This is a genomic window from Mesorhizobium sp. 113-1-2 (genome assembly GCF_016756475.1).
GTDB classification, from domain to species: domain Bacteria; phylum Pseudomonadota; class Alphaproteobacteria; order Rhizobiales; family Rhizobiaceae; genus Mesorhizobium; species Mesorhizobium loti_C.
This window is the reverse complement of record NZ_AP023242.1, coordinates 6,079,152-6,103,921: the sequence shown is the minus strand read 5'-3', so window position 1 is coordinate 6,103,921 and position 24,770 is coordinate 6,079,152. Positions and strand designations below refer to the sequence as shown.

The following is a 24,770-nucleotide window of genomic DNA, read 5'->3' as shown; positions in this document are numbered from 1 at the left end:
GACGAACTCACCGGAGCCGGTCGCCAATCGCGAGGCCAGTTGTCGCGCCCGCCCACTGTCACCATCTGTCACCAATTATACGCGTACGTCGATTTCGCGTTGACATCCCGCCTTCTTCAATTTACGACTGACGAAAATTGAAATTCGTCACTTGTCAAACGAAAGAGCTATGTCCGAAGCCGCCAACATAGTGGTCGATGCCGCCAGGCAGGAGAATGTAACGCGCATTCTCGACTGCGCCGAGCGCCTGTTCCGACACTATGGCTACGGCAAGACCAATGTTGCCGACATTGCGCGCGACCTCGGCATGTCGCCGGCCAACATCTACCGTTTCTTCGCCTCCAAGGTCGAAATCCACCAGGCGGTCTGCGGCCGGATGCTCGGCGCCAGCTACAAGATGGCCTACGAGATCATGCACCTGCCGATCAGCGCGGAGGAGCGGCTGCGGCGCTACATTCACGCCCAGTACAAGATGACGCTCGAGACCATGCTCGATGAGCAAAAGGTCCATGAGATGGTCATTGTCGCGCTCGAACGCGACTGGGGCGTCATCGACAAGCACGTCAACAGCATCCACGACCTGTTCGCCGAGGTGATCCGCGAGGGCGTCGAGACCGGCGAGTTCAGGCAGCAGGATCACGAAGTTGCCTCGCGCTGCTTCGGCGCCGCCACCGTCATTCTCTGCCACCCGCAGATGGTGGCGCAGTGCCTTGCCAAGACCAACCGGGCAATGCCCGACGAACTTATCGACTACGCCATCAGAGCCTTGAAATAGCCGCCGGTCGCCGGTGTCGACAGTCCGCCTCCAGTCGGGAGTACCACGATGTCTTTGTGCCATTCCATTATCCGCCGGTTGCCGGTCGCGGGCTTGGTCGTTGCAGGGCTCACGCTTGCCGGCTGCAGCCAGGAGAAGGCCGAGGTCAAGGAGATCATCCGCCCGGTCAAGGTCGTCGAGATCGCCCAGGCGCATGACACCCGCATGCTCTCCTATTCCGGCTCGGTGCGTGCCCGCACCGAAAGCGCCCTGGCTTTCCGCGTCAACGGCAAGATCACCGAGCGTCTGGTCGATATCGGCCAGCATGTGGCGCCGGGCGATGTGCTCGCCCGCATCGATCCCACCGACTACGACCTCTCGGTCAAGAGCGCGCAGGCAGCCCTCGATGCCGCCGAACGGCAGGTCGAGACGACGGAGCTTGCGCGCAAGCGCGCCGAGCAGCTTTTCGCCAAGAATTTTTCGCCGAAATCGCAGCTCGAACAGGCGACGCTGACCTATGACCAGGCGGTCGCCACACGCGACTCCGCCCGCTCGTCGCTCGACCAGGCCAAGAACCAGGTCGGCTATACCGATCTCAAGGCCGACAGGGACGGCATCGTCACCGCGGTCAACGCCGATGTCGGCCAGGTGGTCGGCTCCGGCACGCCTGTGGTCACCGTTGCCGTCGACGGCGAAAAGGAAGTGCTGATCGCGGTGCCGGAAATGGAGATCGCCGAGTTCAAGCCGGGCAAGTCAGTCAAGGCCGGCTTCTGGTCCGACACCACGCTGACGCTCGACGGCAAGGTCCGTGAGGTCGCAGGCAGCGCCGATGCGCAGTCGCGCACCTTCGCCGTCCGTGTCAGCCTGCCCAACGACCAGCGCGTGCTGCTCGGCATGACCGCCAATATCGAGGCCTCGGCCGCCAACGAAAAGCAGCTCGTATCGATCCCGCTGAGCGCGTTGGCGAAGCAAGACAGCCAATCGATCGTCTGGACCGTCGATCGTGGTGCCGACACCGTTCATGCCCGCCCGGTCAAGGTCGCCGAGTTCGCCGCCGATGGCGTGCGTGTCGCCGAAGGATTGAGGCCCGGCGATATCGTGGTCGCCGCCGGCACGCAGTTCATGACCGAGAATCTGAAGGTGAAGCTCGCCGGCGGCGTGGCGCAGCAATCCGCCTCCGCCGAAGGCGAAGAAGCCAGCCGGCTGCGCTGACAACAGACAGGTCGGCCGCGCGTTCCCGCGGCCGCAGGTTTCCGGGCGGCGAGCGCCCCGAAGGTCGAGACGTCAAGGGCCCGATGTACCCCCGCATCGATCCTAGCGTCCCACCGCGATGAGTGTCTCTCCACTTGGAAGGCCTCGCCGCCCGGAAGCCAGATCGAAGATGATTTCGTTTCGCGCGCCGCGCTTCTCCGAAGCATCAGGCGCCGGCAAACAGCAAAGTGGACCAGACCGATGACGACCTCCACTGAAGAAAAGCGGCCCTTCAACCTGTCGCGCTGGGCCATCGGCCATCCCTCCATCGCGCGCTTCCTGTTTGGGCTGATCATCATCGCCGGCGCGCTCGGCCTGATGCGCATGGGCCAGAAGGAAGACCCCGACTTCACCTTCCGGGTCATGGTCGTGCAGGCGATCTGGCCAGGCTCCTCGATCCAGGAGATGGAGGACCAGGTCGTCAACAAGATCGAGCGCAAGCTGCAGGAAACGCCGCATCTCGACTTCGTGCGCTCCTTCACCCGCGCCGGCAGCGCCATCATCACCGTCCAGATCAAGGGCGACACCAACGCCGCGGAGGTGACGGATGCCTTCTATCAGGTGCGCAAGAAGGTCGGCGACATCTCCGGCGACCTGCCGCAAGGCCTGCTCGGCCCCTATTTCAACGACGAGTTCGGCGATACCTTCATCACGCTGCATTCGATCAGCGGTGACGGCTTTTCCTATCCAGAGCTGAAGAAGTTCGCCATCCAGGCGCGCGATATGCTGTTGACGACGCCCGGCGTCGAGAAGGCGGTCATCATCGGCGACCAGCCGGAAAAGCTCTACATCGACGTCTCGTCCAAGGCACTGGCCGAGCGCGGCTTGACGCTGACCGACCTGCAGAACGCGATCAAGGGCCAGAACAATGTCGACCCGGCCGGTTCCGTCGACACCGGCGTCAATTCGGTGCGCATCTCCGTCGAAGGCGACGTCACCAAGGCCGCCGACATCAGGGAACTGCGCCTGCGTGCCGGTGGTCAGGTCACCCGTCTCGGCGACATCGCCACCGTGACCTCGGGGCTCGAAGATCCCTTCCAGCGCAAATACCGCTTCAACGGTCATGACAGTGTGCAGCTTGGCGTCGTCATGGCCAAGGGCTTCAAGGTCACCGATGTCGGCAAGGATGTCGAGGCGACCTACAAGCGCTTCGAGGAGGCGCTGCCCTATGGCGTGTCGGTCGACCAGATTTCCGACCAGCCGGGCGTCGTCACCGATGCGGTGGCCGAATTCATGCATGCGCTCGGTGAAGCGCTGCTGATCGTGCTTGTCGTCTCGTTCCTGTCGATCGGCTGGCGTTCGGGCCTGGTCATTGCCATCGCCATTCCGCTGGTTCTGGCCGCCACCTTCGCCATCATGTACGAGCTTGGCATCGACCTGCAGCGCATTTCGCTGGGCGCTCTGATCATCGCGCTCGGCCTGCTTGTCGACGACGCCATGATCGTCGTCGAGATGATGGAGCGCAAGCTGGAGGAGGGGCTGGTCAAGATCGAGGCCGCGAGCTTCGCCTATACATCGACCGCTTTCCCGATGCTGACCGGCACGCTGATCACCACCGCCGGCTTCATCCCGGTCGGCTTCGCTGCCTCGACCGCCGGCGAATATGTGCGCACCCTGTTCTATGTCGTCGGCATCGCGCTGATCGTGTCGTGGTTCGTCGCGGTCTATTTCACGCCGTGGCTTGGGCATATGATCCTCAAGCAGCGCAAGCATGCCGGCACCCATCATGATGCCTTCGACACGCGCTTCTACCGTCGGCTGCGCTCGACCGTCGGCTGGGCGGTGCGCCATCGCATCATCGTGCTTGTGATGACGCTGGTGACTTTCGGCACCAGCCTGTGGGCGTTCCAGTTCATCCCGCAGAACTTCTTCCCGCAATCGTCACGGCCGGAAATCCTGGTCGATCTCTGGCTCCCGGAAGGTACCAGCATCAAGGAGGTCGAGGCGCAGGCCAAGGCGCTCGAAACCAAGATGATGGACGACAAGGACAAGCGCTTCATCGCCACCTATATCGGCGAGGGCGCGCCGCGCTTCTTCCTGCCGCTCGACCAGCAGCTCACCAATCCGAACTTTGCCCAGATGCTGGTGATGGCCAATGACGAACCGGCGCGCGAGCGGCTGATCGTCAAGCTGCGTACCGTTCTGGCCGAGGATTTCCCCTCGATCCGCGCCAAGGTCGACCGCCTGTTCCTCGGGCCGCCGACGGGTTGGCCGGTACAGATGCGCGTCATGGGTCCCGATCGCCAGGAGGTGCGCCGCATTGCCGATCAGGTGAAGGCGAAGTTCCAACAGAATCCCCTGCTTGGCGCGGTGCATGACGACTGGCTCGAACCCGTGCCGGCGATGAAGCTGGTGATCGACCAGGATCGTGCCCGGGCGCTCGGTGTCACCTCGCAGCGCATCCGCCAGATGCTGCAGGCAACCATGTCCGGCGCGCCGCTCGACAATTTCCGCGACGGCGAGGAGACGGTGTCCATTGTCGCCCGCGAGCCGGACGCCAGCCGCAGCCTGCTGTCCTCGGTCGACTCGGTCTATATCCCGACCGATTTCGGCGGCTTCGTGCCGCTGTCGCAGGTGGCCAAGGTGGTGCCTGTGCTGGAGCAAGGCATCGAGTGGCGCCGCGACCGACTGCCGACCATCAGCGTGCGGGCAACGTTGCCCGACGGTGTGCAGTCCAACGATGTCGTCACCAAGATGTACAAGGACATACAGGGCCTGCGCGATGGCCTGGCGCCCGGCTACAAGATCGAGATCCAGGGCGGCGCCGAGGATTCGGCCGAAAGCCAGGCATCCATCGCCGCCAAGGCGCCGATCATGCTGGCCATCATCGTCGTGCTCCTGATGATCCAGCTGCAGAATTTCGGCAAGGCGATGCTGGTGCTGGCAACCGGTCCGCTCGGCATCATCGGGGCGGCCGCCGCCCTTCTGATCAGCGGTGCGCCGTTCGGCTTCGTCGCCATTCTCGGCGTCATCGCGCTGCTCGGCATCATCATGCGCAATTCGATCATCCTGGTCGACCAGATCGACCAGGACATCGCCAGAGGCATGGAACGCTCCGAGGCCATCATCGGGTCGGCCGTACGCCGTTTCCGGCCGATCGTGCTGACGGCGATGACGGCGGTGCTGGCACTGATCCCGATCTCGCGCGCCGTGTTCTGGGGCCCGCTGGCCTACGCCATGATGGGCGGCATCGTGGTCGCCACCGTGCTGACCATTCTGGTGCTGCCGGCCGGCTACGCCCTGTTCTTCGGCCGCGAGCCGAAGAAGGTGGTGAACAGCGAGCAGGCACCCGAACCGGAGCTGTCCGCCGAGCGGCCGCAACTGGCCCTGGCCGCGGAATAGAGCGGTTACATCGCATCATCCGCCGCCGGCGATGGCGGATGATGCGGCGTGACGGACCAGTTGTCACGCCGATGAAAATGCTCCGCAGTGCCGGTTTTGCAAAACAGAATTCCTTCCCAGCACCGCAAAGCGGTCCCATCCTGCGCTACACTGGAGCGGTAACGCTCGTCCTCATCAGGGTGTCTTCCCATGGCAGAAAAACGGCAGTTGCGGCTCGGCGCCTTCATGCGCCCGGTCAGCTTGCACACCGGCGCCTGGCGCTATCCCGGCGCCTATCCCGACGCCAACTTCAACTTCGCGCATCTGAAGCGCTTCGCGCAGACGCTGGAGGCGGCGAAGTTCGACGCCTTCTTCATGGCCGACCATCTGGCCGTGCTCAACATGCCGATCGAGGCGCTGCGGCGCAGCCACACGGTGACCTCGTTCGAGCCGTTCACGCTCTTGTCGGCGCTGGCCGCCGTCACCGACCATATCGGATTGGTCGCCACCGCGTCGACGACCTTCGACGCGCCCTATCACATCGCCCGGCGCTTTGCCTCGCTCGACCATATCAGCGGCGGACGCGCAGGGTGGAACATCGTCACGACGTCCAACCCCGATGCAGCGCTGAACTTCGGGCTGGACGAACATGTCGAGCATGACGAGCGCTATCACCGGGCGCGGGAATTCTACGATGTCGTGACCGGCCTGTGGGACAGTTTTGCCGACGACGCCTTCATCCGCGACGCCGAAAGCGGGCTCTATTTCGATCCGGCCAAATTGCATGTGCTGGACCACAAGGGCGAGCACCTCTCGGTGCGCGGCCCGCTCAACATAGCCCGGCCGGTACAGGGCTGGCCGGTCATCGTCCAGGCCGGCGCCTCGGAAGCCGGACGGCAGCTGGCCGCTGAAACGGCCGAGGTGATTTTCGCCGCTCATGGCGATCTTGCCGCCGGGCAGCGCTTCTTTGCTGACGTCAAGGGCCGAGCCCAGAAACTCGGCCGCGCGCGCGACGATATCAAGATCCTGCCTGGTGCTTTCGTCATTGTCGGCGACAGTGTCGAGGACGCACGGGCCAAGCGGGCGAAGCTCGACAGCCTGGTCTATTACGAGAGCGGTATTGCCTCGCTGTCGATCGCGCTTGGACATGACGCGTCGGCCTTCGATCCCGACGCCGCTTTGCCTGAAATACCGGAGACCAATGCTTCGAAGAGCAGCCGAGAGCGCGTCATCGAGCTGGCCCGCAACGAAAACCTGACGGTGCGCCAGCTTGCCCAGCGGCTGGGCGGCTATTCCGGCCTGGCCTTCGTCGGCACGCCGCAAACCATCGCCGACGAGATGGAGGAATGGCTGGTCACCGAGGGATCGGACGGCTTCAACATCATGTTTCCCTATCTGCCCGCCGGGCTCGACGATTTCGTCGAGAAGGTGGTGCCCGAGCTGCAGCGGCGCGGCATCTTCAGGCGGCAATATGAGGGATCGACGCTGCGCGAGAATCTCGGCCTGAAGCGGCCACCCAACCAGTTCTTCGACGATGCGAATGAGACGGTCCGCCAGGCCGGCTGAGGCTCGCCGTGAAAACAAATGGGCGCGCCGAGGCGCGCCCATTTGCTTAGCTCGTAGTCGTCAGATGACGAAGAACCAGTTGGCGAGCAGCATCACCACAACACCGGCAATCAGCGTCAGGTAAGGCAGCATCCCCGCTTTCTTGACCGCGAGGTCGGCTCCCGTCATGCCGAGATCGGCCAGCATGTGGTCGGGGAATTTGCCCTTGTCCTGGATGTAGTGGCGGAAGCAGAACACCGGGATGATCAGCGCCGCGGTGATCAGCCCGGCCCACAGCGCCATCGGGTTCCACACCTTGGCGCCGGCGCCCATGAAGATCGCATTGACATAGGCGAAGATCGCGCCGATCCCCAAGAGCCAGCTCGGCGCGCGCCAGGGTCGCGCAATATGGCCATTGTCGATGCGGTGGATCCAGCCGGCGTTGAGGTTGAGGAAGTTGAAGATGATGTAGCCGCAGTTCGACACGGCGAGGATGAAGAAGAAGCTCGTCGCATCGGCCGAGGCGATGGCCAGCACGATCAGGTTGAAGACGAGATCGGTCCACATCGCCCGCGTCGGCGCGCCATGCTCGTTGACGTGGCTGAGATAACGCGGCAGCCAGCCGTCCACGGAACCCTGGTAGAGTGTGCGTGAGGAACCGGCCATGGCGGTCATGATGCACAGCACCAGCGCCAGGATCATCAGCATCACCAGCAGGCTGTGGATCAGCGCGCCCCCACCGACCATGCCGGCCAGAGCGTCCGCAACGCCGGAGCCGTCGACGATCGGTGTCGCCAGCATGCCGTTCAGGCCGAGCACGCCCTGGAAGGTGAAGGGCACCAGGATGAACAGCAGCATGCAGAGCAGGCCGGAATAGAAGATGGCCTTGAAGGTGTCGGTGCCGGGGTTCTTGAACTCGGATGTGTAGCAGACGGCGGTTTCAAAGCCGTAGGTCGACCAGGCGGCGATGAACATGCCGCCGAGCACCAGCGTCCAGCCGGCGATGTTCCAGGCGCCCGGCTCGGGCGCATAGGCGGCGGCGAGCGGCACCAGCGGAGAAAAATTCGCCCAGTTGATCTGCCCGGTGGCGATCGGCACTACGCCGACGATCAGCATCGGGATGATGACCAGCAGGCCGATATATTTCTGCACATTGGCGGTGCCGAGGATGCCGCGATGCTGGATCGAGAAGATGATCAGCATCAGCGCCGCGCCGATGAAGAAGGTCGCATTGAACGTGAAGGAGACCGGACCCAACGTGTGGCTGTACAGCGTCCAGTTGCGGATCGCCGGTGTCGCGGCGGTCGTCACCGCGGCAATCGCGTCGGCGGGCGCCGTTCCGGCATGCGCAGCGATATAGGCAACGACTTCCGCCGAGGTCTCGGTGAACAGCGGCACCGGCGCCAGCGCGTTGAGGATATAGGCGGCGGCGATCGAGCAGCCGAGCGACAGCACCGGCGACCAGGCGAACCAGTTGCACCATACCGACAGCGGCGCGATGAATTTGGAGTAGCGCAGCCATGCGGTGGCGCCATAGATCGACGCGCCGCCCGACTTGTTCGGGAACAGGCCGGCGATCTCGGCATAGGTGAAGGATTGCAGGAAGCCCATGATCATGGACACCGTCCAGATCAGGAAGGCCAGCGTCCCCGTCGTGCCGGCGATGCCGCCGATCGAAAACAGGACCAGCGCCGGAACGCCGCTTGCCACCCAGAAGGCGCCGCGCCAGTCGATATGCCTGAGCAGCTTGCTTTCGGCAGGCTGCTCGAGGGCCGTGCTTATGGTGCTCATGTCAGTGACTTCCCCTTTTTTTAAGTGTTCCCCGCCGGCGATGCCTCGGCTTTGCGAAGCTTGCTCCCCGGCCAATGATCTCGACCGACGTGTTTCCACTCAGTCGTATTTTTTTCTTAGGAGTGAAGATTGATCCGGCGCGCTTTCGCGTCAAGCGTTTTGTGGCGTCGTGCACATCACGCTTGCGCGCGCACGCTCTTCCCTTCTCCCCTTGAGGGAGAAGGTGGCCTCGCGAAGCGAGGTCGGATGAGGGGTGCTCCAGGGAACACCGACGTCTCACTCCGCTGGAACACCCCTCAACCGTCTCGGCGCTACGCGCCGATCCACCTTCTCCCACAAGGGGCCTGTTGCGTAATTGGCTGGTTGTGATTCTCTGAGACATAAGCTCGGAGGACGAACCGATGGCGGTGAAGCGGACAGGTCAGTTGAGTCTGGTGGAGGGATTTCTGGGCGACAAGCTGTCTGGTGGCTCCTCGCCGCTCGACCGGTTGTCTGGCCTTGTGAAGTGGTACCGCTTCGAGAAGCTGCTTAACCCTCTGCGCGATGGCGGACCGGGTCGGGCGGCTTGGCCGCCGCTGGTGCTGTTCAAGGCACTGCTGCTGCAATCGCTTTATGGGCTGTCGGATCGCGAACTTGAGGAGGCGCTCGGCGACCGGCTGTCGTTCCGGCGTTTTGCCGGGCTTGGGCTGGGAGAGAGCATTCCCGACCACACGGTGCTCTCGCGCTTTCGCAATCTGCTTGTCGGTGAAGGGCTGCTGGAGAAGCTGTTTGGCGAACTCGACCGGCAGCTGGAGAAGGCCGGCGTGATCCTGAAGCGCGGCACGATGCTGGATGCAACGCTGATCGATGCAGTCTCAGCGCCGCCGACAGCTGAGCGGCCTTCGAAAGATGCGGACGCCCGTGTCACCACGCGGCAGGGCAAGGGCGGTTTCACTTTTGGCTACAAGGCCCATGTCGGCGTGGATGAGGGCTCTGGCATCATCCGCACGGTGATCACCACACCGGCCAACGTCAACGACACGGTGATGGCCGATGACTTGATCCGCAGCGACGAGAAGACGGTGTGGGCCGATGCCGCCTACGACACGCACGCCCGGCGTGCCCGGCTCAAGGCCGAGGGCAAGAAGGTGCGCATCGCGCGCCGCCCCAACAAGCATCATCCGGAGCTGCCGTTGCGGCTCAAACGCTACAATCGCCTCATCGCCAGGCGTCGGGCGGCGGTGGAGACCACCTTCGCCACGCTCAAGAACCGCATGAAGCTGACCGCGATCCGCTATGTCGGACTGGCCAAGGCGTCCGCCCAAGTGACGATGGCGGCGATCGCCTTCAACATGCGCCGATGGGCCGCCATCACGGGATAGGTGCGCCTGCAGTCCGGCCGTACGGGCCGAACCGCCACCTCAACCCCTCAAAACCAGACTCCAATCCACAAGCGCAAGCAACAACCCGCTGCATTCCACTCCCGTCCGCGCACTCCCGAAACTGCGCAACAGGCCCACAAGGGGAGAAGGCAAGGGTCGCAATGATCAGGAGCGCGGTCTGGTCTTCTGCGGATCGTAATGGGCGAAGGCGACGACTCGCGCCGGCAGCCGCTTGGCGTGGCCGTCGAGCTTGCCGATCTCGACCTCCGTGCCGACGACCGCATGGGTGACGTCGAGCCTGGCCAGCGCGATGTTCTTGCCGAGCACCGGCGAACGCATGCCCGACGTGACCACGCCGATCTGGGCGCGGCCGACATGGACGCAGTCGCCATGGCCGACGGCGACATTGCTGTCGATGTCGAGGCCCACCAATTTGTTCTGCGGGTTCCCCTTGCGCCGGATCAGCGCCTCGCGGCCGATGAAATCGTCGGTCTTGGTTTTCAGCGGCACGGTGAAGCCGATGCCGGCCTCGAACGGGTCGGTCTGGTCGGAAAATTCATAGCCTGCGAAGATCAGCCCGGCCTCGATGCGCACCATGTCGAGCGCCTGCAGGCCCATCGGCTTCAGCCCATGCGGCTGGCCGGCCTCCCAGATCGCGTCGAACACCTTTTCGGCGTCGCGCGGATGACACCAGATTTCATAGCCGAGTTCGCCGGTATAGCCGGTGCGCGAGACGACAACCGGAATGCCGTTGCCGCCGCCGATGCGCGCGACCGCGAAGCGGAACCATTCGAGTTCATCGATCGACGGCTGCAGCGGCGAGGTCCAGATCACTTCTCTCAGGATGTCGCGGCTTTTCGGTCCTTGCACCGCGACATTGTGCATCTGGTCGGTCGACGACCGCACCAGCACGTTGAGCCCAAGCTTCTTGGCCGTCTCGCGCAGCCATTCGCCCGAAAGATCGTCGCCGCCGACCCAGCGGAAATTGTCCTTGCCGAGACGCAGCAGCGTGCCGTCGTCGATCATGCCGCCATGCTCGTAGCACATGGCGGAATAGACGACCTGGCCGACGCCGAGCTTCTTCACGTCGCGGGTCAGCGTGTATTGCAGCAGCGCTTCGGAATCCGGGCCGGTGACCTCGAATTTTCTGAGCGGCGACAGGTCCATGATCACGGCGTCTTGCCGGCAGGCCCAGTATTCGGCGATGGGGCCGTCCTTGGCGAAGGAATTGGCCAGCCAATAGCCCCTGTACTCCGAGAAGTTGCGGGTGTGCTTGGCGAAGGACGAATGGAAGGAGGTCTCGCGGGTCATTTTCGGTTCCGAATCGGGCGTCATGCGTCTGGCGATCGCTCGCGAGAATTTGTGCTGACCGGAATAGGTCCGCACATGGATGTCGGTCAGGTCCCAGCCATTGGCCGGCGTCGTGTCGTCGGGGCAGGCGGAGGAGACACAGACGATGTCGGTCAATGCGCGCAGCAGGACATAGTCGCCGGCGCGTGACCACGGCTCGTCGGAGACCATGACGCCATGCGCGTCGATCGCCGTGTTGAAGAAGAAGTTGATCGCCATCCAGCCGGCGCGGGGGTTGACGCCCTTGCCGGCCAGCGCGCCGTTGAAATTCTCCGAACAGTTGGTGTGGCCGGGATAGCCGATGTCGTCGTAATATTTGGCAGCACAGGCGAGCGCGAAGGCATCGTGCCGGCCGCATGTGTCCTGCACCACTTCGACCAGCGGCTCCATGTCCTGGTCGTAATATTTCGAATGCAGGCCGGGCATCGGATAGCTCGACCCCATCAGCGTGCGCGTCGTCGTCACGTCGAGCGGATGGTCGAGGCCCTTGTCGAGTTTACGCGCGGAAAAGCACTGGAAGTCGGTGCACTGGCGCCCGTCGACATCGATGATCTGCAGATAGTCGCCGGCCTTGACGAAATAGGATTCGGCCGTCGCCGAATGGACGCGCAGGTCGAGCACCGGATCGGCGAGGGGATCGGCAAGCTGCGATTTCGTTTTCAGGCGGATCGTGGCGCGGCGCACGATGGCGGTGAGCGGCGTTGCCGTATCATGGCCATCGACCAGCATCGGCCCGCCGGGCGCGGCGATTATCATCGAGCCGTCGCGCGCGACGGTGAAACTCTGTTCGGTGCCGGCCGGCGTGGTGGCGCCGAACACGCGCACCGCCTTGGCCTGGTCAAGCTGCACCTGCCGGCGTGCAATGCCGCGCCGCAACGCGCCGATACTGTCGTCGCCCTCGGTGAGCAGTGCCTTGATGCCGGCGGCATTACTGTTGGATTTTTCACCGAAGATGCCGGGGTCGGTGACGCCTGACTTGTCCCAGGCCAGCAGTTCGCAGGCCTGGCCACCCTCGACATTGCGCACCGTGATCGTGTCGCCGGCCTCGACCTCGATCAGCACCGCGCCATTGCCCTGGATCGTATAGCGCTCCATCCCCGGCGGCAGCGCGATCTGGCCGGGCCTCAGGATGAGGCTCGGGCGCGGCGGTCCGGCAGTGACTGCGGGGTAGGGCGACTGGCTCATTTCAGCCTTGCGGTTCGAGAAACAAGTTTGCCTGTGTGTAAAATTATTTTAGCAGCAAGAATAGCAGGGGGATCGCGTTTGGCAAGGCGAAGGTGATGTAAGCTCCCCCTTCTCCCCTTGTGGGAGAAGGTGTCGCCGAAGGCGACGGATGAGGGGTGCTCCAGGGAACGCCAACGTCTCACTTCGCTGGAACACCTCTTGTGTCTCTCGAATCATGCAGGATCGGGCTGACGGGTGACCCGGGTCATGACCGGATCACCCGTTGCGGCGGAAGCCCGTACACCCCTTGGCATAAGCCCGTGGATGAGCAAGGAACTCCGACCGCATCTTCCACAGCCCGAACGGTTGCTAGGGTTCGACCCCGCACCAGCAAGGAAGGGATCAGAAGATGACACAAATTGCACTGCATGTCGGCATCGATGTGGCCAAGGAGCGACTGGACGTGGCCATTCGGGAAACAGGGGAGTTGTTCGCAGTCGACAATGACGAAGCCGGTTATGCGGCATTGGTCGAGCGTCTGTCGGGTCGGGCGATCGCCGCCGTCGGCCTTGAGGCGAGCGGCGGCTATGAGCGGGCTGTGCTCAAGGCGCTGTGGCAGAAAGGCCTGCCGGTGCGTCGCATCAATCCGCACAGGCTGCGCCAATTCGCACGGGCGGCCGGCGTCAACGCCAAGAACGATCGCCTCGATGCACGTGTGATCGCCCGTTTCCTTGCGACGTTGCCGGTGCATCCGGTGGAGTTTGATCCAAGTCTGGAGTTGGTGATCGAACTGGTCACCGCGCGGCGCCAGCTCCAAGCCGAGCTCAGCCGTGTCAACAACCAGCTCGAACACGTGCGCGATGCCGCTCTCAAGCGCCTGGCCAAGCGGCGAGCGACCCGGCTCAGTGCCGACATCCTGTTGCTCGACAAACGCATCGCCCAAGCCATCGCGGCCGACCATGCCCTGGCACGGCGCGACCGCCTGCTGCGTTCAACTCCCAGTGTCGGCCCGGTCCTGAGTGCCACACTGATCGCACAGCTGCCTGAACTGGGCCGCTTGTCCAACCGGCGGATTGCCGCCCTTGTCGGGCTCGCCCCCTACGACCACGACAGCGGCAAGCTCAAAGGCAAGCGATGTATCTGGGGTGGCCGCGAGCCGGTCCGCAACGTCCTCTATATGGCCGCGCTCAGCGCCGGAGTGCATAATCCCGTCTTCGCCGCTTTCCGCCAGCGCCTGCGAGCGAAAGGCAAGGTGGCAAAGGTCGCCATCGTTGCCGTCATGCGCAAGCTGATCACAACCCTCAACGCCATGATCCGGGACGACAAACCTTGGAACCCGGCTTGCGTCTGAAACACGGTTGCTCATCCGTCTCGTCGCTGCACGCCGATCCACCTTCTCCCACAAGGGGAGAAGGAAGGGCGCGCGCGAACGCTACGCCAACTCCTCGGAATGATTGATCGCCACCCCGTACTCCGCAGCCGAATCCAGCATCGTATGCCAAAGGCTCTCGGCAAAAGTCGCGAACACCAGAACGTTGAACACGGCCAATCCATCTCGATCATTACCCCGCCACAGCGTGACGCTGGTGTGATCCATCGAGGTCGCGGCAGCCGCGCCAATCGCGAACGCATCGGCATGCAGATCGATCGACGACAGCTTGGCCAGCATCGCCCGCGCCTTGGCGCCGGAGACGCTGATCAGCACCCGCGCATGCGATTGGTCGGAGAGCGAAGCCGAACCGGCAAAGGGAGGGGCAAGCGCCCCAATCGAATGCTTGCCACCCTTCGACAGTACGAAAAACTGGTCCGGTCCCGACCAGATTAGAGTGGCGTCGGCCGTGCCGACCGCCTTCGGCATTTCCGGAGCCGCAACGCTGAAGCGATCCTTGGCGGCCTTGGCCAGCTCTGCCGCCTTGCCACGCCGCGCCATCACTTGCACCAGGTCGAAGTTGCGGATCTCGGTCAGCGCCACGCCGGCATCGCCCCGCGCACCATAAGGTCCGGCAACAAGCGCGCGGTCGAGCGGGCTGCGGATGTCCCAGGAAAACTCAGCCACGCTGGCGCCCTCCATCGGGATCGTAGAAGACGGGATTGCAGAGTTCGACGTCATAGTCTTCGCCGCGTATCGGGTCATGCGCATGGACGATCTCGCCGATGCGTTCGCGGCCGCGCTCGACCAGTGCCAGTCCGATCCACTGGTCCGATGTCGGCGAGAAGCAGACCGAGGTGACGTAGCCCTGGTCGTTGCCCGGCCCGGGTGTCTGCCCTTTCGGGATGATGTGCGCACCCGATCGCAGCCGGCGCGCTCTGTCCGTCGGCCTGACGCCGACGACGACCTGCCGGTCCGGCGCGACCAGTGCCTCGCGGCCGGCCATGACGCGGCCGATGAAATCCTTTTTGGTCGACATCATCCTGCCGAGGCCGAGATCGGCGGCGGTCGTCGTGCCGCTCAGTTCCGGTCCGGCGATGTGGCCCTTTTCGACGCGCATCACGCCGAGCGCCTCGGTGCCGTAAGGCGTGACGCCGAACGGCTTTCCCGCCAGCATCAGATTGCGCGCCATCGCCTCGCCGTAGCGCGCCGGAACGGAAATCTCGAACGCCATTTCGCCGGAGAAGGAGATGCGGAACAGCCGCGCCTTGATGCCGCCGCGCAAAGCGACTTCCCGCGCCCCCATGAACGGAAAACCTTCGTTGGAAAGGTCCTCCGCCGGATCGACGATCTCCTTCAGCAAATCGCGGGTCTTGGGGCCGGCGATGGAGAACTGCGCCCACTGGTCGGAGACCGAGGTCAGCTGCACGTCGAGTTCGGGAAACAACACCTGCCGGCAGAATTCGAGATGCTGCATCACCAGCCCGGCCTTGGCCGTGGTGGTGGTCAGGAAATAGTGGTCCTCGGCCAGCCGCGACGTCGTGCCGTCATCATAGACGATGCCGTCCTCGCGCAGCATCAGCCCGTAGCGGGCCTTGCCGACGGCAAGGTTGGAGAAGGTGTTGATGTAGACGCGGTCGAGGAAGGCGCCGGCATCCGGGCCATGCACGTCGATCTTGCCGAGCGTCGAGACATCGCAGAAGCCGACACCGCTTCGCACGGCCTTGACTTCGCGCGTGACGGATTCCAGCCAGTCCTTCTCGCCGGCGCGCGGATACCATTGCGCGCGTTTCCACAGGCCGGTGTCGACGAAGACGGCACCCTGTTCGGCTGCCCAATGATGCGAAGGCGTCAGCCTTGTCGCATGAAAGGTCTCGTCGCGATGATGGCCGGCGAAGGCGCCGATGGCGACCGGCACGTAAGGAGGCCGGTAGATCGTCGTGCCTGTCTCGGGAATGGAGCGGCCGCTCACAGCCGCCATGATGGCGAGGCCGGCGACATTGGACGTCTTGCCCTGGTCGGTCGCCATGCCGAGCGTGGTGTAACGCTTCAGATGCTCGACCGATTCAAAACCTTCGCGCTGCGCCAGTTCGATGTCGGAGGCGGTGACGTCGTGCTGGTAGTCGACGAAGGCCTTGCCCTTGCCGGCGACATGCCAGAGCGGGCTAAGCGAGAAAGCCTCGTCATCGGCGACGGGCACCGAACCTGCCGTGTCGTTGCGCCCGACATCCCGCGCGGCTGCCGCACCGGCTGCGAAGCCCTCGGCCAGGCAGGCGCCGAGGCCGAAGGCTCCATTCGCCGCACCCGCCGCGACCATGCCGGGAGGCGCGCCGTCGGGCACGAAGGCAGCAATGTCGTCGCGCCATTTCGGCCGGCCGCGATGATAGGAGGTCAGGCCAACCGCAGGGTTCCAGCCACCGGAAACCGCGAGCCCGTCGGCCTCGACTTCGGCGCGCGCGCCGCCGGTGAGCGACACCGCGATTTTGCGAACACCGTCCTTGCCGCCGTCGACGCCGCTGACGGAGCCATGCAGCACAGTGAAGCCGTTCTTGGAAGCGAGCGAACGATGCGCTGGCGATACATCAGGCCGTGCATCGATCACCGCCGCGATCTGCAGCCCTGCTTCAAGCGCCGCCTCGACCGTGCGCCAGCCATCCTCATTGTTGGTGAACAGCGCGACCCGCTTTGCCGGAGCGGCGGCATAGCGCGCGAGATAGGTTCGCATCGCCGACGCCATCATCACGCCGGGCGTGTCATTGCCGGCAAAGACGATGGGACGTTCGAGGGCGCCGGCGGCAACGACGCAGCGCTTGGCCACGATCCGCCACAGCCGCTGGCGCACCTGATGTTCGGGCGGCGAGGGCAGGTGGTCGCTGACCCGCTCCAGCGCGCCATAGGTGCCGCCGTCGTAGACGCCGAACAGCGTCGTGCGGGTCATGATGCGGACATCGGGCATTGCCGCCAGCTCAGCCTGCGTCCGCGACAGCCATTCGGCGGCCGGCAGGCCATCGATTGTGCCGCCATCCGAGAGCAGGCGGCCGCCAGGCGTGAAATCTTCCTCGCAGACAATGACGCGGGCGCCGCTGCGGCCAGCCGCCAATGCTGCCGCCAGACCGGCCGGACCGGAGCCGGCGATCAGCACATCGCAATGCGCCCAGGCCTTGTCGTAGTGGTCGGGATCGGCGACGCCTGCGGCACGGCCAAGACCGGCAGCGCGGCGGATCGCCGGCTCGTAGATCGCTTCCCAGAATTTCGCTGGCCACATGAAGGTCTTGTAGTAGAAGCCCGCGACGAAGATCGGCGCGAACAACTGGTTGACCGACATCACATCGTGACGCAGCGACGGCCAGCGGTTCTGGCTGGCGGCCTCGAGCCCTTCATAGAGCTCCGCCGTCGTCGCCTTGGTGTTCGGCTCGCGCCGGGCGCCGGTGCGCAGTTCGACCAGTGCGTTGGGCTCTTCCGAGCCAGCGGTCAGGATGCCGCGCGGGCGATGATACTTGAACGAGCGGCCGACCAGCTTGACGCCATTGGCGATCAGCGCCGACGCCAGCGTGTCGCCCTGGAAGCCGGAAAAGCTCTTGCCGTCGAAGCGGAAGTTCAGCGGCGCCGTGCGGTCGATGAGGCCGCCGGAGGTGAGACGATTGGATTGGCTGGAACTCACGATGCCTGGCCCTCATATAAGAGCACTGCGCCGCCCCTCACCCTCCCCCTTGTGGGGAGGGTCGCTGCGAAGCAGCGGGGTGGGGGTGCGGCGCCGACCCCCACCCGGACCTGCGGTCCGACCTCCCCACAAGGGGGAGGTAGAAGGCTGGCGCTCTTCAAGACGGCCCCGATCTTGACAGGAAGGGTCATTTCGAAGCCTGCCTTGCACCAGCGCCCGCTGCTGCTTCGACAGCGGAAATCTCATGCGTCAGCGTGTTGCGGGTGACCTTCAGCCACGCCCGGCAGCCGCCGCCATGATACCAGTTCTCGCTCATCACGCCGGCGATGTTGTCGCGCAGATAGACATAGTCGTAGACGACATCCTCACCGGCATCCGCCGCCGGCCGCACCGGTTTGGCGTCGCCGAGATAGGTGAACTCGCCGAGTTCGCGTTCGCCGCAGAAGGGACAGGTGATGCGCATACTCGGGCCTTCAGTGCAGGTTCGGTTGGGCGCCCTGGCCCTTTTCGTCGATCATGGCGCCGGTCCGGAAGCGGTCGAGGCGGAACCGCGCAGCCTCCTCATGTGGCGTGTCGCGGGCCAGAAGATGGGCAAAGACGAAGCCGGAACCCGGCGTCGCCTTGAAGCCGCCATAGCACCAGCCGGCATTGAGATAGAGCCCGTCCACCGGTGTCTTGTCGATGATCGGTGAGCCGTCCATCGACATGTCCATGATGCCGCCCCACTGGCGCAAAAGCCGCACGCGGCCGATCATCGGCATCAGCGCCATGCCGCCCTCGCAGACATCCTCCATCACAGGCATGTTGCCGCGCTGGGCGTAAGAATTGTAGCCGTCAATGTCGCCGCCGAAGACAAGGCCGCCCTTGTCGGACTGGCTGACATAGAAATGGCCGGCGCCGAAGGTCATGACGCCGGGGATAAGCGGCTTGATCGCCTCGGAGACAAAGGCCTGCAGCACGTGACTTTCGATCGGCAGGCGCAGGCCCGCCATATCAGCGACGCGCGACGAAGAGCCGGCGACCGCCATGCCGACCTTGCCGGCGCCGATCCTGCCGCGCGAGGTTTCGACCCCGGTCACCTTGCCGTTGGTGTCCCTGACAAAACCGGTCACCTCGCAATTCTGGATGATGTCGACGCCGAGCCCGCTCGCCGCATGGGCATAGCCCCAGACCACGGCGTCGTGCCGCGCCGTGCCGCCGCGCCGCTGCAGCAGCCCGCCTTGCACGGGAAAGCGCGCATTGTCGAAGTTCAGGAACGGCATCATCTTCTTGACCGCGGCGAGGTCGAGCAGCTCGGCATCGATGCCGTTGATGCGCATGGTGTTGCCGCGCCGCGCATAGGCGTCGCGCTGCGCATCGGAATGGTAGAGGTTGATGACGCCGCGCTGGCTGACCATCGCATTGTAGTTGAGGTCCTGCTCCATCCGCTCCCACAGCTTCATCGACAATTCGTAGAAGCCGGTATTGCCGGGCAGGCCGTAATTGGAGCGGATGATGGTGGTGTTTCGGCCGGCATTGCCGGAGCCGATCCAGCCTTTTTCCAGCACGGCGACATTCCTGATGCCGTATTCGCTGGCGAGGAACCAGGCGGTGGCCAGGCCATGGCCGCCGCCACCGATGATCACCACGTCGTAGCGATCCTTCGGCGTGGCGTCGCGCCAGGTGCGCTGCCAGTTCTTGTGGCCGGAAAGGGCGGCACGGGCGAGCGAGAAGATCGAGTATTTCATACGTTCATTCCGAGGTCGCTCGCCTCACGTCGGACATCAGATGTCCAGCGTGTGGTCGCGCTCCCATTGCGTGAAGTGCGAAGCATAGGAATTCCATTCCTGGTGCTTCAGCTTTAGGTAGGCCGACGAGAATTCCTCACCCAGCGCCGCCTTGAGCGATTTGTCCTTGTCGAACTCGCGCAGCGCGTCGAGCAGGTTGAGCGGCAGTTTTGGCGCGCCCTTCACCGTGTGCCCGTGCTGGTACATGTCGATGTCGTAGCGCTTGCCGGGATCGGCCTTGGAGCGGATGCCGTCGAGGCCGGCGGCGATGATCACGGCCTGCAAGAGATAGGGGTTGGCGGCACCGTCGGGCAGGCGCAGTTCGAAGCGGCCGGGGCCGGGAACGCGCACCATGTGGGTGCGGTTGTTGCCGGTCCAGGTCACGGTGTTCGGCGCCCAGGTCGCGCCCGAAATCGTGCGCGGCGCGTTGATGCGCTTGTAGGAATTGACCGTCGGGTTGGTGATGGCGGCAAGTGCGGAGGCATGCTTCATGATGCCGCCGAGGAAGTTCTTGCCCTTGGCCGACAGGCCGAGTTCCATCGAATTGTCGGCGAAGACGTTGGTCTTGCCCGCCTTGTCCCACACCGAGATATGGGCATGGCAGCCATTGCCGGTCAGGCCCTGGAAGGGTTTTGGCATGAAGGTGGCGCGCAGGCCGTGCTTCTCGGCCACCGACTTGACCATGAACTTGAAGAAGGAGTGCTTGTCGGCGGTGGCGAGCACGTCGTCGAAGGCCCAGTTCATCTCGAACTGGCCGTTGGCATCTTCGTGGTCGTTCTGGTAGGGCCCCCAGCCGAGCGCCAGCATGTGATCGCAGATCTCGGCGATGACATCGTAGCGGCGCATCACCGCCTGCTGGTCGTAGCAGGGCTTTGAAGCCGTATCGTATTGGTCAGAGATGACGCTGCCGTCCGGCGAGATCAGGAAGAATTCGGCCTCGACACCGGTCTTGACATGCATGCCATCGCCGGCGGCCTCCGCGATCAGCCGCCTCAGCGTGTTGCGCGGCGTCTGGTCGACCTCCTTGTCGTCCATGATGCAGTTGGCGGCGACCCAGGCCACCTCCTTTTTCCATGGCAACTGGATGACGGAGTCCGGATCCGGCACCGCCAGCATGTCGGGATGGGCCGGCGTGAGGTCCAGCCAGGTGGCGAAGCCGGCAAAGCCGGCACCGTCCTTCTGCATGTCAGTGATGGCCTGCGCCGGCACCAGCTTGGCACGTTGTCCGCCAAACAAGTCGGTATAGGAAATCATGAAGTATTTGACGCCGTTCTCTTTGGCGAATGCGGCGAGATCGTTCCCCATTATAATTCCTCGCTTATATCTTTGGATGCTGTCTTAGAAGCCGTTCTTCCCCGGTATCCAGTTGGTGCCGGCCAGCGGCACGCCGGCCATGGCGGCGGCTTCGATCGTCAAGGCGACGAGGTCCTCGGGTTCGAGATTGTGCAGGCTGTTCTTGCCGCAGGCGCGGGCAATCGTCTGCGCCTCCAGCGTCATCACCTTGAGGTAGTTTGCCAGACGGCGTCCGGCGGCCACCGGATCGACCCGCTTCATCAGCTCCGGGTCCTGCGTGGTGATGCCCGCGGGGTCGCGACCCTCATGCCAGTCGTCATAGGCGCCGGCCGTCGTGCCGAGTTCGTTGTACTCCGCCTCCCAGCGGGGATCGTTGTCGCCGAGAGCGACGAGAGCTGCCGTGCCGATCGAGACCGCGTCGACACCGAGCGCCAGCGCCTTGGCGACATCGGCGCCGTTGCGGATGCCGCCGGAGACGATCAGCTGCACCTTGCGGTGCATGCCGAGATCTTGCAGCGCCTGCACCGCCGGGCGGATACAGGCAAGCGTAGGCTGGCCGACATTCTCGATGAACACTTCCTGCGTGGCTGCGGTGCCACCCTGCATGCCGTCGACGACGACGACATCGGCGCCGGCCTTCACCGCAAGCGCGGTATCATAATAGGGGCGGGCGCCGCCGACCTTGACGTAGATCGGCTTCTCCCAGTCGGTGATTTCGCGAAGTTCGAGGATCTTGATCTCGAGATCGTCAGGCCCCGTCCAGTCGGGGTGACGCGAGGCCGAGCGCTGGTCGATACCCTTTGGCAGCGTGCGCATCTCGGCGACGCGGTCGGAGATCTTCTGGCCGAGCAGCATGCCGCCGCCGCCCGGCTTGGCGCCCTGGCCGACGACAACTTCGATGGCATCGGCGCGGCGCAGGTCGCGCAAATTCATGCCATAGCGAGACGGCAGATATTGGTAGACCAGTTGCTTGGAATGGCCACGCTCTTCCTCGGTCATGCCGCCATCGCCCGTGGTGGTCGAGGTGCCGGCCAGCGTCGCGCCTCGGCCGAGGGCTTCTTTCGCCGGGCCGGACAACGATCCAAAGCTCATGCCGGCTATGGTGATCGGGATCTTCAGTTCGATCGGCTTCTTGGCATGGCGGGAGCCCAGCACGACACTGGTGTCGCAGCGCTCGCGATAGCCTTCGAGCGGATAGCGCGAGATCGAGGCGCCGAGGAACAGGAGGTCGTCGAAATGCGGTAGCTTGCGTTTGGCGCCACCGCCCCGGATGTCATAGATGCCGGTTGCCGCGGCGCGGCGGATTTCGGAAAGCGTGTAGTCGTCGAAGGTCGCGGATTTGCGCGGCGTCGTCGGCGGATTCTTGTAGGTCATGCTGCCTCAATACGCGTCGGCGTTGTCGATATTGAAATTGTAAAGCGTGCGCGCGGAACCGTAGCGCTTGAACTCCGATGGCTTGACGCCGGTGACGCCGGCGCGGTCGAGCAGGCCCTGCAGCAGTTCCAGATGTTCGGGCCGCATCTCCTTGGCGATGCAGTCGGCGCCCAGGCTGTCGACCTTGCCGCGCACGAAGAGCCGAGCCTCGTAGATGGAATCGCCCAGCGCATCGCCGGCATCGCCCAGCACCACCAGATTGCCGGACTGCGCCATGAAGGCCGACATGTGGCCGATATTGCCGTGCACGACGATGTCGATGCCCTTCATCGAAATGCCGCAGCGCGACGAGGCATTGCCCTCGATGACCAGCAGGCCACCCTTGCCGGTGGCGCCGGCATACTGGCTGGCGTCGCCTTTCACGATGATCGAACCCGACATCATGTTTTCGCCGACGCCGGGGCCGGCCGAACCGTGCACGGTGATGGTGCTGCCGGAATTCATGCCGCCGCAGTAGTAGCCGACGCTGCCGCGCACATCGATGCTGACCGGCTGGTCGACGCCGACGGCGACCGAATGGCTGCCCTTCGGGTGCAGCACTTCCCATGCCGTTTCATTCGAGCCGGGCGTCAGATTGTGCAGCGCCTGGTTGAGCTCGCGCAACGACGACACATCGAGATCGAAGATCCGAGACGCCGGGTCGTGTGCCGCCGCCTTTGAAAGTTTGGTTGCCGGCATGAACTCAATGCTCCCAGAAATAGACGGTTGCGGGCTCCGGTTCCCAGACCCTCGCATTGTCTATGCCGGGCAGTTTGGTCAGCGCGCGATATTCCGAGCCGAAGGCGACATACTGGTCGGTCTCGGCCATGACGGCGGGCTTGCAGGCGATCGGGTCGCGGACAACGCCAAAACCGTTCTTGGTGCCGACGACGAAGGTGAAGAAGCCGTCGAGGTCGGAGAGCGTGCCTTCCAGCGCCTCGCCGAGATTCTTGCCATGCGCCATCTGCGAGGAGAGATAGGCGGCCGCCACTTCGGTGTCGTTCTCGGTCTCGAATTTCATGCCTTCGCGGATCAGCTCGCGGCGGACATTGTTGTGGTTCGACAGTGAGCCATTGTGCACCAGGCACTGGTCGGCGCCGGTCGAGAACGGATGCGCGCCCATCGTCGTCACCGCCGATTCCGTCGCCATGCGGGTGTGGCCGATGCCGTGCGTGCCAGTCATCTTACGGACGTCGAAGCGATCGACCACCGCCTCGGGCAGGCCGACTTCCTTGTAGATCTCGACGACGTCGCCGGCGCCCATGATGCGGATATCGGGACGCAGCGCCTGGATAGCTTCGCGGGCTTCGTCGATCTTGGCAGGCGCGGTCCTGACGACGGCATGGGTCGACTTCACCGCAATGCTCACAGGCGCGCCGATGGCCTTAGCAAGCTCGATATCGAGGTCGCGAAAATCGCGCGCGGGTTTCGCCGACTGAATGGTGATCTTGGCTTCATTCTTGGAAGGCGCGCCATAGATGGCGATGCCTGCGCTGTCGGGGCCGCGATCGCTGAGCGAGATCAGCATCTCCGACAGCATTGCGCCGAGCTTGGGCTCCAGCGACTTGTCCTTCAAAAACAGTCCGACAATTCCACACATGTCAGCCTCCCGGCGTTTGTAGCTAAGAGATGATGTACCGAATGCGGTGCTCGAATTCAATCGTATGAAAAAAATTTTCCTGTAGTTACGTATGCGGCGTGATGCCGCCCTGCGAATTATCACTGCCCTGCGCGGCATTGTGAACCCATAGCGCATGGCGGATGCGGGCCAGCTTGTAGGCGTCCAGAACAGATAGCGCGTAGATCAGGAAGCCACCGGCATGGCGGCCAATGAAGCTGGCGTCGGGCGGCGCGATCTTGGCGGTCACCCAGGCCAGGATCACCATGAAGAAAAGAAACTGCAGCCCGCGCACCGGCACGCCCAGAATGACGTGGCCGCTTGCAGGCAGCACGATTGCCGCGCCCAGGACGAGATAAGGGCTCGCCGGCGCACGCTGCGTGTTCGAACTGGTCATGCGGCTTGCCGTTCGCTTTTGTTGATGGCGTCGCGCAGCGCCGAGAGGGAGGTGAGCAGCCGCTCGATCAGCGCCGGATCGATCTGCGTGTCACCGAAGGCGGCTTGCCGGAAAACGCCGTAGCGCGCCCGCTCGGCCTCGGCCAGCAGCCAGACGATGCGTACCCCGTTTGGCGTGATCAGCAGCTCCTTGGCGCGGCCTTCCGAAAAGGGCTCCAGATGCTCGGCGATGACGCCTTGCGGGAAACGCGTGCCGCGGCGGTCGGTCCGCAGCACCGCTTCGAGCGGAAATCCCGGAGCCTTTGGCAGCGTATGCTGGAGATGGTCGAAATTGGAGAAGGTCGTCGGCGAGCCCGGCCGCATCATCATGTCGAACGTCGCCGGCACGGCGACCTTTTCGGTGATCGAAACGCTGAACCAGCGCGCCGGCAGTTTTCGCGTCGCCAGCGTATCGACGATGGTGCGCAGCTGAACGCGCTGGCCGTTCCACGAGCCTTCCCAGGTGATGACACCGGCGGTGCCGTCCGAAACATTGGCGGCGTCGGCGATGACGGCTCGAATGCCAGCCTCGTCGGCGGCGAGCGCCGCCAAAACCCTGTTGCGGTTGTGGCGCGCCAGCCACGTGAAGTGAAGGGCGAGAGCCAGGACAATGGCCCCGGCGAGCAATGCTGATGTCACTTCGGACATTTTGTCATGTCCGGCCCGCCAAGGATCGGG

18 protein-coding genes are annotated in these 24,770 nt (G+C 64.1%); 6 read left to right on the top strand and 12 right to left on the bottom strand.

Features of this window, described 5'->3' with window-relative positions; all coding sequences use genetic code 11:
* Positions 1-169: 169 nt before the first annotated feature.
* The 4 genes from JN279_RS29775 (at position 170) to JN279_RS29760 (ending at position 6,892) form a co-directional block, all read left to right on the top strand.
* Entirely contained in the window at positions 170-775 is a 606-nt protein-coding gene (locus JN279_RS29775) for a TetR family transcriptional regulator (RefSeq protein ID WP_096455704.1), read from the top strand.
* Between the two features lie 48 nt (positions 776-823).
* Positions 824-1,966 (top strand): efflux RND transporter periplasmic adaptor subunit, encoded by a 1,143-nt coding sequence (locus JN279_RS29770; protein ID WP_202350947.1) that lies wholly within the window; start codon positions 824-826, stop codon positions 1,964-1,966.
* A gap of 240 nt (positions 1,967-2,206) precedes the next feature.
* On the top strand, positions 2,207-5,347 hold the full coding sequence (locus JN279_RS29765) for an efflux RND transporter permease subunit (protein ID WP_202350946.1): 3,141 nt from the start codon (positions 2,207-2,209) through the stop codon (positions 5,345-5,347).
* A 189-nt stretch (positions 5,348-5,536) separates the two neighbouring features.
* Positions 5,537-6,892 carry an LLM class flavin-dependent oxidoreductase gene (locus JN279_RS29760; protein WP_202350945.1) on the top strand — a complete coding sequence of 452 codons (1,356 nt, stop codon included), beginning with the start codon at positions 5,537-5,539 and terminating at the stop codon, positions 6,890-6,892.
* Positions 6,893-6,952: 60 nt separating this feature from the next.
* Here the strand turns inward: JN279_RS29760 and JN279_RS29755 are convergent, their stop codons facing one another.
* Positions 6,953-8,662, bottom strand: a complete 1,710-nt coding sequence (locus JN279_RS29755) for an APC family permease (protein WP_202350944.1) — start codon at positions 8,660-8,662, stop codon at positions 6,953-6,955.
* Positions 8,663-9,063: 401 nt separating this feature from the next.
* Between JN279_RS29755 and JN279_RS29750 the strand changes: the two genes are divergently transcribed.
* Positions 9,064-10,023, top strand: a complete 960-nt coding sequence (locus JN279_RS29750) for an IS5 family transposase (protein WP_096447906.1) — start codon at positions 9,064-9,066, stop codon at positions 10,021-10,023.
* Positions 10,024-10,188: 165 nt separating this feature from the next.
* Here the strand turns inward: JN279_RS29750 and JN279_RS29745 are convergent, their stop codons facing one another.
* Positions 10,189-12,558, bottom strand: coding sequence for a DUF1989 domain-containing protein (locus JN279_RS29745; RefSeq protein ID WP_096455714.1), 2,370 nt, complete (start codon positions 12,556-12,558; stop codon positions 10,189-10,191).
* Positions 12,559-12,946: 388 nt separating this feature from the next.
* Here JN279_RS29745 and JN279_RS29740 point away from each other — a divergent pair, with 388 nt between their 5' ends.
* The gene (locus JN279_RS29740) at positions 12,947-13,888 is read left to right on the top strand and encodes an IS110 family transposase (RefSeq protein ID WP_096447653.1); all 942 of its coding nucleotides are present in this window, start codon (positions 12,947-12,949) and stop codon (positions 13,886-13,888) included.
* A gap of 81 nt (positions 13,889-13,969) precedes the next feature.
* On the opposite strand, the gene JN279_RS29735 is transcribed toward JN279_RS29740, so the two are convergent.
* The 10 genes from JN279_RS29735 to JN279_RS29690 form a co-directional block, all read right to left on the bottom strand.
* The gene (locus tag JN279_RS29735; protein ID WP_096458929.1) at positions 13,970-14,593 is read right to left on the bottom strand and encodes a sarcosine oxidase subunit gamma; all 624 of its coding nucleotides are present in this window, start codon (positions 14,591-14,593) and stop codon (positions 13,970-13,972) included.
* A complete protein-coding gene (locus JN279_RS29730; RefSeq protein WP_096455716.1) occupies positions 14,586-17,567 on the bottom strand; it encodes a sarcosine oxidase subunit alpha in 2,982 nt (993 codons plus the stop codon). The genes JN279_RS29735 and JN279_RS29730 overlap by 8 nt, the downstream gene beginning before the upstream one ends.
* Before the next feature lie 187 nt (positions 17,568-17,754).
* Positions 17,755-18,030: a sarcosine oxidase subunit delta gene (locus tag JN279_RS29725; protein WP_096455718.1), complete on the bottom strand. Its 276-nt coding sequence runs from the start codon at positions 18,028-18,030 to the stop codon at positions 17,755-17,757.
* 10 nt (positions 18,031-18,040) lie between these two features.
* Positions 18,041-19,294: a sarcosine oxidase subunit beta family protein gene (locus JN279_RS29720; RefSeq protein WP_096455720.1), complete on the bottom strand. Its 1,254-nt coding sequence runs from the start codon at positions 19,292-19,294 to the stop codon at positions 18,041-18,043.
* A 36-nt stretch (positions 19,295-19,330) separates the two neighbouring features.
* Positions 19,331-20,638, bottom strand: a complete 1,308-nt coding sequence (gene glnT, locus JN279_RS29715) for a type III glutamate--ammonia ligase (protein ID WP_096455722.1) — start codon at positions 20,636-20,638, stop codon at positions 19,331-19,333.
* A gap of 33 nt (positions 20,639-20,671) precedes the next feature.
* Positions 20,672-22,000, bottom strand: coding sequence for an FMN-binding glutamate synthase family protein (locus JN279_RS29710; protein WP_096455724.1), 1,329 nt, complete (start codon positions 21,998-22,000; stop codon positions 20,672-20,674).
* Between the two features lie 6 nt (positions 22,001-22,006).
* The gene (locus JN279_RS29705; protein ID WP_096455726.1) at positions 22,007-22,738 is read right to left on the bottom strand and encodes a GltB/FmdC/FwdC-like GXGXG domain-containing protein; all 732 of its coding nucleotides are present in this window, start codon (positions 22,736-22,738) and stop codon (positions 22,007-22,009) included.
* 4 nt (positions 22,739-22,742) lie between these two features.
* The gene (locus tag JN279_RS29700; protein ID WP_096455728.1) at positions 22,743-23,639 is read right to left on the bottom strand and encodes a class II glutamine amidotransferase; all 897 of its coding nucleotides are present in this window, start codon (positions 23,637-23,639) and stop codon (positions 22,743-22,745) included.
* An 85-nt stretch (positions 23,640-23,724) separates the two neighbouring features.
* Positions 23,725-24,054: a hypothetical protein gene (locus tag JN279_RS29695; RefSeq protein ID WP_096455730.1), complete on the bottom strand. Its 330-nt coding sequence runs from the start codon at positions 24,052-24,054 to the stop codon at positions 23,725-23,727.
* Positions 24,051-24,740: a hypothetical protein gene (locus JN279_RS29690; protein ID WP_202350943.1), complete on the bottom strand. Its 690-nt coding sequence runs from the start codon at positions 24,738-24,740 to the stop codon at positions 24,051-24,053. The genes JN279_RS29695 and JN279_RS29690 overlap by 4 nt, the downstream gene beginning before the upstream one ends.
* Positions 24,741-24,770 lie beyond the last annotated feature (30 nt).

Excerpts from the sequence above, each read along its gene's own strand:
- JN279_RS29775 (WP_096455704.1), top strand. The coding sequence starts at position 170 with ATGTCCGAAGCCGCCAACATAGTGGTCGATGCCGCCAGGCAGGAGAAT.
- JN279_RS29770 (WP_202350947.1), top strand. The coding sequence starts at position 824 with ATGTCTTTGTGCCATTCCATTATCCGCCGGTTGCCGGTCGCGGGCTTG.
- JN279_RS29765 (WP_202350946.1), top strand. The coding sequence starts at position 2,207 with ATGACGACCTCCACTGAAGAAAAGCGGCCCTTCAACCTGTCGCGCTGG.
- JN279_RS29760 (WP_202350945.1), top strand. The coding sequence starts at position 5,537 with ATGGCAGAAAAACGGCAGTTGCGGCTCGGCGCCTTCATGCGCCCGGTC.
- JN279_RS29755 (WP_202350944.1), bottom strand. The coding sequence starts at position 8,662 with ATGAGCACCATAAGCACGGCCCTCGAGCAGCCTGCCGAAAGCAAGCTG.
- JN279_RS29750 (WP_096447906.1), top strand. The coding sequence starts at position 9,064 with ATGGCGGTGAAGCGGACAGGTCAGTTGAGTCTGGTGGAGGGATTTCTG.
- JN279_RS29745 (WP_096455714.1), bottom strand. The coding sequence starts at position 12,558 with ATGAGCCAGTCGCCCTACCCCGCAGTCACTGCCGGACCGCCGCGCCCG.
- JN279_RS29740 (WP_096447653.1), top strand. The coding sequence starts at position 12,947 with ATGACACAAATTGCACTGCATGTCGGCATCGATGTGGCCAAGGAGCGA.
- JN279_RS29725 (WP_096455718.1), bottom strand. The coding sequence starts at position 18,030 with ATGCGCATCACCTGTCCCTTCTGCGGCGAACGCGAACTCGGCGAGTTC.
- JN279_RS29720 (WP_096455720.1), bottom strand. The coding sequence starts at position 19,294 with ATGAAATACTCGATCTTCTCGCTCGCCCGTGCCGCCCTTTCCGGCCAC.
- glnT (WP_096455722.1), bottom strand. The coding sequence starts at position 20,638 with ATGGGGAACGATCTCGCCGCATTCGCCAAAGAGAACGGCGTCAAATAC.
- JN279_RS29710 (WP_096455724.1), bottom strand. The coding sequence starts at position 22,000 with ATGACCTACAAGAATCCGCCGACGACGCCGCGCAAATCCGCGACCTTC.
- JN279_RS29705 (WP_096455726.1), bottom strand. The coding sequence starts at position 22,738 with ATGCCGGCAACCAAACTTTCAAAGGCGGCGGCACACGACCCGGCGTCT.
- JN279_RS29700 (WP_096455728.1), bottom strand. The coding sequence starts at position 23,639 with ATGTGTGGAATTGTCGGACTGTTTTTGAAGGACAAGTCGCTGGAGCCC.
- JN279_RS29695 (WP_096455730.1), bottom strand. The coding sequence starts at position 24,054 with ATGACCAGTTCGAACACGCAGCGTGCGCCGGCGAGCCCTTATCTCGTC.
- JN279_RS29690 (WP_202350943.1), bottom strand. The coding sequence starts at position 24,740 with ATGTCCGAAGTGACATCAGCATTGCTCGCCGGGGCCATTGTCCTGGCT.